The following is an 11,038-nucleotide window of genomic DNA, read 5'->3' on the forward strand; positions in this document are numbered from 1 at the left end:
GGCCGGCGCGCCGCGGCTGGCCTCGACGCGCCGCGCGTGCGCGCGCTTCCACTGCGCGAAGTCGGACGGCAGCACGGGGCGCGTGAGCTGCGCCGCGACCGCGCCGGCGTCGACCCAGCGCGCGCCCGGCGCCTTCTGCATCAGCCGCTCGAGCACGTAGAGCATCGTCGCCGGGACGGCGGGGAGCGCGGGGTCGCGCACCGACTCGACGGGCGGCAGGTCGTCGTGCTTCTGCCGCTGCAGCACCGCGAACAGCCCCTCGCCCTCCCACGGACGGCGGCCGGTCAGCGTCTCCCAGCCGACGAGGCCGAGGCTGTACAGGTCGGAGCGGCCGTCCACCTCGCCGCCGTCGATCTGCTCGGGGCTCATGTACGCCGGCGTGCCGAGCGTGACGCCGGTCTGTGTCAGGCGGGAGTCGATCTCGTGCGTGCGCGCGACGCCGAAGTCCGCGAGCAGCGCGCGGCCGGTCGCGTTCTCGATGAACACGTTCTCCGGCTTCACGTCGCGGTGCACGACGCCGTGCGCGTGCGCGAACGCGAGCGCCTGCGCGACGTCGGCGAGGATCTCGGCGGCCCGCGTCGGGGGGAGCGGGCCCTCGTCGGCGATCACTTGCTTGAGCGTCCGCCCGGCGATGCACGGCATCTCGAGCGCGAGCCCGTCGCGCAGCTCGCGGACGGCGTTGACGCGCACGATGTGCGGGTGCTCCAGGCGCGCGATCGTGCGCGCCTCGCGCGCCAGGCGGGCGACGGCCTCGTCGCCCTCGGCGCCGGCGACGGCGGGGGGGACGCGGACGACCTTGAGGGCGACCTCGCGGCCGAGGCGGCGGTCGCGCGCGCGGTAGACGACGGCGCTGCCGCCGCGCCCGAGCTCCCCGAGGAGCTCGTAGTCGGACTCGAGGTCCGCGAAACCGCCGCGCGTCATCGCCGCCGTCGCCCGCTGCTGGTCACCGTTCGTGGAACACGAACACGACCTCGCCCATCTCGATCCGGTCGCCCTCGACGAGCAGGGGGGCGACCTCGCCCGCCTCGAGCGCGCGCCCGTTGAGCAGCACCGGGTTGGTCGCGGACATGTTCCGCAGCCCCCAGTGGCCGTCGGCGAGCTGCATCGCGGCGTGCTGCCGGCTGACCGTGCGCGCCATGAGCTGCACGTGGCGGTAGGGCGGCCCCTCGCTGCGCCCGAAGGTGATCTCGAGCGCGTCCCCCGGGCCGGTCCGCACGAAGCGCACCTCGCGCCCCCGATCGGGGCCGGAGACGACCTCGAGCCGGCCGGGGAGGAACTGCAGCGTCCCCTCGTCGGGGATCGCGAAGCGCAGCGACTCGCCGTGGTGCATCGCCTCGGCGAGGGCGGCGCTCGCCGACCCGCCGCCGGCCGGCGCGGCGGCGGCCAGCTCCGCGAAGCTCGGGCGGGCGCGCGGGATGCGCGTGCCGCGCGGCGGCGGCGGGCGGTCGGCCGACGGCCGCGGCTCGGGGGGCGCGAAGCTGCGCTCCGGGCGCGGGGCGTGATTGCCGTTGGAGGCCGCGGGGGCGGGCGCCGCGGGCGATGCCGACGGCGCGGGCGGCGTCGGGCGCGTGCGCGGGACGACCACCGCGGCCGACGAACGCGAGGGGGCGGGCGCCCCGTCGTTGCGCTCCACCACGCCGTCGGTGCCGAACAGCGGAAGACGGGCGCCGTCGCGCTGCCGCTCGAGCCGGCGGCCACCGTCGTGGTGGCGCAACTCGAAGAACAGGTAGACGCCGCCCGCCAGCACGGCGAGGGCGAGGACGATCGCGGCGGCGACGGGTCCGCTGGGCATCCGGAAGGGTGGGGCGTGGAGGGGAACGCGCGGTCGGGAGCCGACGACCGGCACCGGCTCATACCCCGCGAGGCCGCGCGCCGGTCCCGCCGACTACGACGAAGGCGCGCTCATCCGCAGGTGCCGACCCGAGCAAATTGCATTCCCCCTTCCAGATTGTCAGCGGGGCGCGTCGCGGGCGGTGTCGCGCGTCACGCCGGCGCGGGTCGGCGCGCGGCGTCGTCGGTTGACGGAAGCCACTGGCCGGCCTATACTTCGCGGCTCTTCCGGGGCCAGTAGCTCAGGTGGTTAGAGCGCACGCCTGATAAGCGTGAGGTCGGAGGTTCAACTCCTCCCTGGCCCACTCCCGAGCCCCCGACGACCCCGCCGGTCGTCGGGGGCTCGCGACGTTGTGCGGCATCCGTGCGGCGACGTACGTCACAATCCGCCGCGCCGCCGGCCGCGCCGGGCTACTGCGTCAGCAGCCCGAGCTTGAGCGCGAACTGCACGTACTCGGACCGGTGGGTGAGGCCGAGCTTCTCGCCGATGCGCTGCTTGTACGTGTCGACGGTCTTGGGGCTGATGAACAGCTTCTCGCCGATCTCGGGGGCGCTGAAGCCGGCGGCGACCAGCCGCAGCACGTCGCGCTCGCGATCCGTCAGGCGCTCGAAGCGCTCGCGCTCGTCCGCGTGTGCCTCCTTCCGCTTGAGCCCCCGCGCCAGCGCGCGCGCGGCCGACGGCTGGACGTACGTGTCGCCGTGGGCGACGGCGCGGACGGCGTCGACCAGCTCGCGGTCGGCGGCGCTCTTGACGAGGTAGCCGCTCGCCCCGGCCTCCAGCAGCGGGACGAGGTACTCGTCCTCGGCGTGCATCGTGAGGACGAGGACGCGCGTGCGCGCCTTGCGGGCGATCAGCTCCTTGGTCGCCGCGACGCCGTCCATCTCGGGCATCGTCAGGTCCATCAGGACGACGTCGGGGTCGAGGCGCTCGATCATGGCCAGCGCGTCGCGGCCGTTGGACGCCTCGCCGACGACCTGGATGTCCTTGGCGACGCCCAGCACGGCCTTCAGGCCGGCGCGGACGACGGCGTGGTCGTCGGCGAGGATGACGCGGATGACGTCCTCGATCATCGGAGCTCCGTGGCGGGGGGGCTGAACGGTACGGCGTGGCGCGGGGCCAGCGAGTCGAGCGGGGCGCGCGCGCGGACGCGGGTGCCGCGGCCGGGCGCGGTGCGGACGTCGAGGGTGCCGCCGACGAGGCCGAGCCGCTCGCGCATCGAGAAGAGGCCCATGCCGGGGCGGCGCGCCTCCGCCTCGGCGAGGTCGAACCCGGCGCCGTCGTCGGCGACGTCGAGGATGACGTCGCCGGCGTCGGCCCGCAACGTCAGGCGCGCGGCGCCGGCGCGGGCGTGGCGCTCGACGTTGCGCAGCGCCTCCTGGGCCACGCGGTACAGCGCCGACGCCGTGGCGTCGCTGAGCGACGCCGCGTCGGCCGGCACGTCGGCGTCGACGTGCACGTCGAGCGCGGTGTGCTCGCGCGTCTGGCGGGCGAGCCACTCGAGCGCCGGGACGAGCCCGAGGTCGTCGAGCACGCGCGGGTGGATGGCGTGCGACAGGAGGCGCACCTCCTCCAGCAGCTCGCCGGTCTGCTCGCGCAGCTCGCGCAGCTGGGCCTCGAGGTCGGGCTGCCCGCGCTCCCCCGCCTGCCGCGCGGCGGCGGTGAGCTGGTAGGTGAGCGCGGCGATGGTCTGCGCGGTCGAGTCGTGCAGCTCGCGGGCGATGCGCGAGCGCTCGTCGTCCTGCGCGCGCACGGTCTGCAGCGCCAGCGCGCGCATCCGCTCGCGGTCGCGGGCGATGGCGTCGAGCAGGAGGTTGAAGGTGCGCCCGACGCGCGACATCTCGCGGTCGGCGACGTCGGAGCCGGGGACGCGGGCCGCGAAGTCGCCGGCCCAGACGCGCGACGCGACGTGCTCCAGCTCCCACACCGGGCGGAGCGCGTAGCGCACGAGCAGCGAGTTGGCGGCGAGGCCGAGGGCGAGCGCGCCGCCGACGAGCCAGGCGTCGAGGTGGTCGGGGCGCCCCGCCGCGTACACCAGCGCGGCGACCGCGAGGAGGAGCACGGTCAGGTTGGCGCCCGCCAGCTTCGCGGTCAGCGGGACGCCGAGGATGGCGCGCTGCCAGCGCGGGCGCGCGCGGTCGCGCCCCGCCGCGGGATCCGGGCGGGGCGCGCGCTCGAGCTGGGGGGGCCGCGGCCCGGGGCCGGGCGGGGAGTCCGTCACTGCGCCGTCACTTCTCCACGATCAGGGCGGTGACCATGCCGAACATGCCGTGCTCGCCCTCGGCGTGCGGGAGGATGTGGCAGTGGAAGGCCCAGACGCCGGGGTTGTCGCAGTCGATGACCACGTCCCAGCGCTCGCCGGGGGCGATGTTCAGCGTGTCGCACTTCCACGGCGCGGGCTGCGCCCAGCCGTCCTTGTCGATGACGGTCATCGGCATGCCGTGCAGGTGCATGGGGTGGATCATCATCCCCTCGTTCATGAACCGCACCCGCACCTTCTGCCCGAGCTTGGCCTTGATCGGCTCGGTGGCGGGGAAGCCCTTGCCGTTAAGCGTGTAGCCGTGGACCCCGTCGTTCAAGACCATGACGTAGTCGACGTCGACCTTCTCGATGGCGCGCGGGCGCTTCGGCTCGATGATGAAGGCGCCGAGGAGGCCGGAGCCGACCTGCTTGGCGGCATTGATGTGCGAGTGGTACATGTGCGAGCCGGCGTTCTTGGCCGTGAACTCGTACGTGTAGCTCTCGCCCGGCTTGACCGGCGGCTGCGTGATGAACGGCACGCCATCCTGCGCGATCGGGAGCACGACGCCGTGGAAGTGGATGGCGGTCGACTCGGGGAGCTCGTTCTTGATGACGACGCGCACGCGGTCGCCCTCGGTGACGCGGATCTGCGGGCCGGGGACCTGCTCGTTGTACGCCCAGGCGTAGACGAACTTGCCCGGCTCCGTCTCCCACTTCATCGGGCGGGCGGTGAGCTCGAAGACCTTGACGCCCTTGTCGAGGCGCGGGTCCAGGACCTGGTTGCCCATCCCCTGCGTCTTGGCGGGGAACGCCTTGACGCCCTTCTCGTGCATCGCGTCCATGGCGTCGGCGCGGGCGCGCGCCTGCTCGAGCGTCAGGCCGCCGTAGACGCCCTCGCCGCCGGGGGCGGGCGCCGCGGGGGCGGGGCGCGCGGCCATCGCGCCGCCGCTGTGGTCGGCGGCGCCGCCCGGGGTGGCCTGGTTGGCCTGGGCGGCGTCGCCCTGGGCGCAGGCGGCGAGCGCGCCGGTCGCGCCCACGGCGGCGGTCGCCAGGCCGGCCTGGCGCAGGAAGGCGCGGCGCGAGGTGGCGGTGGCGATCTGCTGGCGGAGGCGGTCGGCGATCGTATCGGCAGACATGTCGGGGCTCGTCGCTGGAGTCATTCGGAGGACGAGCGTAGGGTACCGGTCTTGCGCGGCGCGCCCCGTCGGGGGCCATGCGGAAAGAATCCGCGGCGACCCCCGGCACGCGTGTCGGGGCAACCCCGACAGGCGTGGGCTCCCGGCCGGCCGGAGCGGTTAACTTCCCGGCGCCCCGCCCCCACCCACCCACGACATCGCAATGGCACCCCAGCCCGGTCCGGTCTCGCAGTTCGTCCGCCACAACTTCCGGCACTTCAACGCGGCGGCGATGGTCGACGCCGCGGACGGCTGGACGCGCCACCTCGAGAAGGGCGGCAAGATGATGGTGACCCTCGCGGGCGCGATGAGCACCGCCGAGTTGGGGATCACCCTCGCCGAGATGATCCGGCAGGACAAGGTGCACGCGATCTCGTGCACCGGCGCGAACCTCGAGGAGGACCTGTTCAACCTCGTGGCGCACGACGCCTACGAGCGCGTGCCGCACTACCGCACGCTGTCGATCAAGGAGGAGGAGGCGCTCCTCGCGCGGCACATGAACCGCGTGACCGACACCTGCATCCCCGAGGCGGAGGCGATGCGGCGGCTGGAGAAGGTGGTGCTGGCCGAATGGATGGCGGCCGACGCGGCGGGGGAGCGCTACTTCCCGCACGAGTTCTACTACCGGATCCTGAACAGCGGGAAGCTGAAGGAGTTCTACCAGATCGACCCGAAGGACTCGTGGATGATTGCGGCCGCGGAGAAGAACCTGCCGATAGTGGTGCCCGGGTGGGAGGACTCGACGACGGGGAACATGTACGCGTCGCACGTGATCACCGGCGAGGTGAAGAACGTGCACACGGTGCGCACGGGCATCGAGTACATGACGTGGCTGGCCGACTGGTACACGGAGCTGTCGGCGTCGACGTCGATCGGCTTCTTCCAGATCGGCGGCGGGATCGCGGGCGACTTCCCGATCTGCGTGGTGCCGATGCTGCACCAGGACCTGCAGCGCGAGAACGTCCCGCTGTGGGGCTACTTCTGCCAGATCTCGGAGGCGACGACGAGCTACGGCGGCTACTCGGGCGCGCCGCCGGCCGAGAAGATCACGTGGGGGAAGCTGGGCGCCGAGACGCCGATGTACGTGATCGAGAGCGACGCGAGCATCGTGGCGCCGCTGGTGTTCGCGCTGGTGATGGGGCAGTAGCTCCCCGGAGGGCGCCGCGCGTCGGATGCTGCGGGCTGCGGGTTCGGATCCGCAGCCCGTAGCCCGCAGCGCCCTCAGTACGTGATGGCCTGCGGGCGGGCGGCGGCGGGCGGCCGCGCGGCGCTGTCGGCGGCGCCGGCGGGGATGGGGACGCGGAGCCGCTGGCCGGCGCGGACGTTGTCGCTGCGCAGGCGGTTGAGCTGGCGGATCACGTCGGGCGTCGTGCGGTAGCGCCGCGCGATGCTGATGACGGCCTCGCCGTAGCGCACCACGTGCGTGCCGTAGACGGTCGGCGGCGGCGGCGGGGCGGTGCGCGCGAGGGTCTCGCGCTCCTGCGCCTCGGTGCGGGCGGCCAGCGCGCGCTCGACCACGCGCTCGATGTCGCGCACGCGCGCCGCCTCGCCGCGGCCGACCAGGAAGGCGACGTCGCCGGCGGGCGTCTGCACCAGCACGCCGCGCGTCAGCCCGAGGAAGAGGCGGCGCGCCTCGGCCACGAACGGGGCGTCGTAGGTGAAGCTCTGCGAGCGCAGCTCGGGCGGCCCCTCGGCGGTGCGCGCGATCCAGGGGGCCGGCGGGACGCCGACGTACAGGAGGCGGCGGTCGGTGGCGGCGAGGACGCCGAACGACTCGCGCAGGTTGTCCCACCAGTTGCGCTGCGAGACGTAGGCGCGCCCGAGGACGCGCTCCCCCGGCTCCAGCTCGCTCGTCAGCTCCTGCTCGGCGGCGGCGCGCGCGGCGCGGCGTGAGCCGATGGGGGAGAGCAGCGTCGCCAGGGCGAGGACGCCGCCGACGATGATCAGCAGCGTGCCCCCCGAGAGCCCGATGAGCACGCGCTGCAGCGTCGACCGCCGGCGCGGGCGGATGCCGCGGCGCAGCGGCTCGACGGCGTACCCCTCGGCGTCGATCGCCTGCCCCGGGGCGTAGACCGGGAACTCGGTGGTCGCGCCGCCGGCGGGGAGGAGGTCGGGTCGCATCGACTGGCTCACCCCGCAAAGCTAACGCCGGTGCCCTTGACCGGCGCGCGGTGGGGTGCGAGCTAGCGCGCGGCGCGCCGGACGGCCGGCGCGCGACCACCCGGGCGCGCGGAGGCGCGGTTCGCATGGACGAGACGGACGCCGGGACGCGCGGCCCCCTGACGCGCGCGGCGGTGGGGGCGCTGCTCGTCGGCACCCTGGCCATCGCGGCCGCGTATGCGTCGGCGTTCCGCGCCGGCGGGGCGCCGGCGTGGGCCGCCTGGCTGAAGGCGCTCGGCGTGCCGCTGGTGCAGGTGGCGACGATGGTGCTCGGCGCGGCGCGGCGCGGGCGGGTGGCCGGCGGGACGCTGGCGGCCTTCGCGGCGCTCGGCGCGCTGCTCGCCGGCGTCTTCGGGCTCGCGCTCGCCCTGCCCGCGGGGCTCGGCGGCGGCGAGCGGCTGTGGCTCGGGCTCCCGCGGCGCGCCGCCGTCATCGTCTACGGGATCGGGCTGCTCCCGGCGCTCGTGCTGCCCGTGGTCTACGCGCTGACCTTCGACGCCGAGACGCTGCGCCCCGAGGACCAGGCGCGGGTGGAGGCGGCGGCGCGCGCGGCCCGCGCGGCGCGGGGCCCGTGACGCCCGTCGCGCGCGCGTCCGACCCCACCGTCGTGGCGGTCGCGCTAGCCTACTTCGCCGTCGTCGTGGCCATCAGCGTGTGGGCGATGCGCCGCACGCGCACCGCGAGCGACTTCTTCGTCGCCGGCCACGGGCTCGGGCTCGCCGCGCTCACGGTGGCGTCAGTGTCGACGTCGGTGTCGGGCTTCGCGTTCATCGGCGGGCCGGGGCTGCTCTACAACATCGGGCTCGGGGCGCTGTTCATCGTGCTGCCGGCGTCGGTCACCAACGTGCTCGGCGCGTGGGTGCTCGCCAAGCGCATGCGGCTGCTGGGCGAGGTGCGCGGGCTGCTCACCGTCCCCGACGCCATCGGCGCGCGCTACCGGTCGCCGACGGCGCAGGGGCTCTCGGCGGTCGCGATCCTCGTGGGCGTCGTGGGCTACATGGCGACGAACTGCCTCGCGATGGGCTACGTGCTCGACGCCATCTTCGGCATCGGGGTGGGGCCGGGGATCTGGGTCGGGACGGGGGTGACCCTCGCCTACTCGGCGGCCGGCGGGATCCTCGCGGGGGTGTACAACGACGTCTTCCAGGGGACGCTGATGGCCGTCGCGTCGACGCTCGTCTTCGGCCACGTGCTGTCGATCGGCGGCGGGATCGGGGGGCTCACGCGCGCGATCACGCCGACCGACGCCGCGTTCCTCGGCCCGTGGGGGAAGCTGACGCCGCTGGCGGCGCTGTCGTTCTTCTTCGTCTTCGGCATGGGCGCGCTCGGGCAGCCGCAGGCCGTGCACAAGTACTACATGCTGCGCGACGTGCGGCAGCTGAAGTGGTACCCGCTCCTGAAGACGGTCGGGCTGCTCCTCGTGCTGCTCCTGTTCTTCGGCGTCGGCGTGGCGGTGAAGGCGCTGGTCGCGACCGGCCTGCTCGCGCCGCTCGCGACGCCCGACGAGGCCACGCCCACCTTCCTGCTGCGCTTCACCCCCGCGCTGCTCGCGGCGCTGGTGTTCGCCGGGGTCGCGGCGGCGACGATGGGGGCGATGAACTCCTTCCTGAACATCGGTGCGGCGGCGGTGACGCACGACCTGCCGGTGGCGATGGGGCGGCGGCTCGGCAACGAGCTGCGCTGGGGGCGCGTCTCGACCCTCGTGATCGCCCTCGCGGCGGCCGCGATCGCGCACGGCTCCGGGGCGCTCGTGGCGTTCCTCGGCGTGTTCGGCTGGGGGCTCTTCGCGTCGACGACGGTGCCCGCGCTGGCGATCGGGCTCAACTGGGAGGGGGCGACCCGGGCGGGGGCGGTGGCGTCGATCGCCACCGGGCTGGTGGTGACCCTGGTCCTCGAGTCGCTGGCCTACTTCCGGGCGTTCAGCTTCCCGGCCGGGGTGACGGGCACGGCCGTGGCGCTGGTGCTGTCGCTGCTGGTCTTCCTGGTGGTGTCGTGGCTGACCCGCGCCCGGGCCGCGGCCGAGCTCGACCCCGACGTCCGCGTCGTCATGGAAGTCTGACCCGAACTTCGGCCCCTGTTCGGGGTAGGAGATCCCGGTGCCCGCACGACGGGGCACCGGGTCCTCTCACCAATCGGACGGACGAACAGGAGACGGCAGGATGACGAACGAGACGGATCTGGCGCGGCTGCGCGACCCCTTCGCGCCGGGGGACATCGAGTGGCGGGTGCAGCAGGCCGGGGAGAAGAACGGGAAGCCCTGGGCGCGCGTGCTGGCCTACGTCACCAACCGCGCGATCATGGAGCGCCTCGACGACACCGTCGGGCCGCACCGGTGGCGCAACGAGTACCGCGAGGGCCCGGCCGGCGGCGTGATCTGCGGCCTCTCGATCTGGGTCGACGCGGAGATCGGCTGGGTGACCAAGTGGGACGGCGCCGAGAACAGCGACGTCGAGCCGGTGAAGGGCGGGCTGTCGAACGCGATGAAGCGCGCGGCGGTGCAGTGGGGGATCGGCCGATACCTGTACGACCTCGAGGAGGGGTGGGCGCAGGTCACCGAGTCCGGCCGCTTCTCGGCGCGCACCAAGGACGGGAAGTGGTTCAAGTGGGACCCGCCGGCGCTGCCGGAGTGGGCGACGCCGCGGCCGCGCCCCGCCACCGCGGAGCAGCTGGCCCGCATCGAGGCGCTGCTGGCGCGCGTGGCCGACGAGAAGGTGGGCGCGACGGTGCGCAAGCGGCTCAGGGGCGGGCTGACCGAGCCGGCGGCCGACGAGGCGCTGCGCTACCTGGAGGCGCGGGCGGCCTGAGCGGGGCTTGTCTCCGCGCGGCGCCCGGCGAAGTTGACGGGGCGGGGGACCGATGCGGTCCCTCGCCCCTCGTCGCATCCCCGCCATGCCGCCCCGCCGCCCGCGCCCGACCGCACCCCCGCCGATCCCGACGCCGCCGCAGACCGAGCTCTTCCCCGAGGCGGTGCTGGTGGAGCCGCTCGACGCGCGCCGCGTGGGCGGGGAGCGGACGCGCGTGCGCGGCGTCTGGCGGGTGCGCTACGAGAGCGAGCGGGCGCCGCACCGCGTCTGGCACGACCGGCACGGCTGGTACTGCGAGGAGCACGGGCCCCGCTGCCGCGCGGTGACCGCGGTCCGCCCGGAGGACTGAGCCGGCGCGACCGGGTGGCCGCCTGCCGTCAGCCGGCGGCCACCCGGTCGCGCCGCGCGGCCTTGGCCGCGGCGAGCGCGGCGAGCGCGGCGTCCACCAGCGCCTCGGCGGTCGCGCCGTCGACCGCCGCCGCGCGGACCCCGGCGGAGACGGTGACCTCGAGCGCCGGCGCGAGGGCGTGCCCCGCGGCGACGCGCAGCCGCTCGGCCATGCGCGACGCCTCGTCGGCGGCGACGTCCGGGAGCAGCACGAGGAAGACGTCGCCCCCCGCCCGCGCGACGACGTCGCTGGCCCGGGTGCGGCGGCTCAGCACCTCGGCGACGCGCTGCAGCAGGGCGTCGCCGAGGAGGCGGCCGGCGCCGGCGTTGACGCGCGCCATGTGGTCGACGCCCAGCGCGAGCAGCGCGATCGGGCGGCCGGCGCCGGCGCGCGCGGCGAGCAGGCGCGCCGCCTCCGCCAGCAGCGCGTCGCGGTCGGGCAG

The 11,038-nt window shown here is 75.1% G+C and carries 12 protein-coding genes and 1 tRNA gene; 6 read left to right on the forward strand and 7 right to left on the reverse strand.

What is annotated here, in order from left to right; all coding sequences use genetic code 11:
- Both PYV61_RS13060 and PYV61_RS13065 read right to left on the reverse strand, forming a co-directional pair.
- The coding region (locus tag PYV61_RS13060) for a serine/threonine-protein kinase (RefSeq protein ID WP_275832174.1) at positions 1–921 on the reverse strand (921 nt) is incomplete at its 3' end.
- Positions 922–943: 22 nt separating this feature from the next.
- Entirely contained in the window at positions 944–1,792 is an 849-nt protein-coding gene (locus PYV61_RS13065) for an FHA domain-containing protein (protein ID WP_275832176.1), read from the reverse strand.
- A 269-nt stretch (positions 1,793–2,061) separates the two neighbouring features.
- Here PYV61_RS13065 and PYV61_RS13070 point away from each other — a divergent pair.
- Positions 2,062–2,135 (forward strand) — tRNA-Ile (locus tag PYV61_RS13070).
- Between the two features lie 106 nt (positions 2,136–2,241).
- Here the strand turns inward: PYV61_RS13070 and PYV61_RS13075 are convergent.
- The 3 genes from PYV61_RS13075 to PYV61_RS13085 are packed head-to-tail and all read right to left on the reverse strand — an operon-like array spanning position 2,242 to position 5,205.
- The gene (locus tag PYV61_RS13075; protein ID WP_275832178.1) at positions 2,242–2,901 is read right to left on the reverse strand and encodes a response regulator transcription factor; all 660 of its coding nucleotides are present in this window, start codon (positions 2,899–2,901) and stop codon (positions 2,242–2,244) included.
- The gene (locus PYV61_RS13080) at positions 2,898–4,049 is read right to left on the reverse strand and encodes a sensor histidine kinase (RefSeq protein ID WP_275832180.1); all 1,152 of its coding nucleotides are present in this window, start codon (positions 4,047–4,049) and stop codon (positions 2,898–2,900) included. The genes PYV61_RS13075 and PYV61_RS13080 overlap by 4 nt, the downstream gene beginning before the upstream one ends.
- A gap of 7 nt (positions 4,050–4,056) precedes the next feature.
- Positions 4,057–5,205, reverse strand: coding sequence for a copper oxidase (locus PYV61_RS13085; protein WP_275832182.1), 1,149 nt, complete (start codon positions 5,203–5,205; stop codon positions 4,057–4,059).
- 202 nt (positions 5,206–5,407) lie between these two features.
- Here PYV61_RS13085 and PYV61_RS13090 point away from each other — a divergent pair, with 202 nt between their 5' ends.
- Complete coding sequence (locus PYV61_RS13090) at positions 5,408–6,391, forward strand: deoxyhypusine synthase family protein (protein WP_275832184.1); 984 nt, start codon at positions 5,408–5,410, stop codon at positions 6,389–6,391.
- A 74-nt stretch (positions 6,392–6,465) separates the two neighbouring features.
- On the opposite strand, the gene PYV61_RS13095 is transcribed toward PYV61_RS13090, so the two are convergent.
- On the reverse strand, positions 6,466–7,365 hold the full coding sequence (locus tag PYV61_RS13095; protein WP_275832186.1) for a LysM peptidoglycan-binding domain-containing protein: 900 nt from the start codon (positions 7,363–7,365) through the stop codon (positions 6,466–6,468).
- Positions 7,366–7,490: 125 nt separating this feature from the next.
- On the opposite strand from PYV61_RS13095, the gene PYV61_RS13100 reads away from it, so the two are divergent.
- From PYV61_RS13100 to PYV61_RS13115, 4 genes are all read left to right on the forward strand, one after another.
- Positions 7,491–7,979, forward strand: a complete 489-nt coding sequence (locus PYV61_RS13100) for a hypothetical protein (RefSeq protein WP_275832188.1) — start codon at positions 7,491–7,493, stop codon at positions 7,977–7,979.
- Positions 7,976–9,463 carry a hypothetical protein gene (locus PYV61_RS13105; protein WP_275832190.1) on the forward strand — a complete coding sequence of 496 codons (1,488 nt, stop codon included), beginning with the start codon at positions 7,976–7,978 and terminating at the stop codon, positions 9,461–9,463. Before PYV61_RS13100 ends, PYV61_RS13105 begins: the two co-directional genes overlap by 4 nt.
- A gap of 100 nt (positions 9,464–9,563) precedes the next feature.
- The gene (locus tag PYV61_RS13110) at positions 9,564–10,208 is read left to right on the forward strand and encodes a Rad52/Rad22 family DNA repair protein (RefSeq protein WP_275832192.1); all 645 of its coding nucleotides are present in this window, start codon (positions 9,564–9,566) and stop codon (positions 10,206–10,208) included.
- 85 nt (positions 10,209–10,293) lie between these two features.
- Positions 10,294–10,557, forward strand: a complete 264-nt coding sequence (locus PYV61_RS13115; RefSeq protein WP_275832193.1) for a hypothetical protein — start codon at positions 10,294–10,296, stop codon at positions 10,555–10,557.
- A 28-nt stretch (positions 10,558–10,585) separates the two neighbouring features.
- Here the strand turns inward: PYV61_RS13115 and PYV61_RS13120 are convergent.
- The coding region (locus tag PYV61_RS13120; protein ID WP_275832194.1) for a GGDEF domain-containing protein at positions 10,586–11,038 on the reverse strand (453 nt) is incomplete at its 5' end.

It is taken from the genome of Roseisolibacter sp. H3M3-2 (assembly GCF_029211165.1).
Classification (GTDB): Bacteria; Gemmatimonadota; Gemmatimonadetes; order Gemmatimonadales; family Gemmatimonadaceae; genus Roseisolibacter.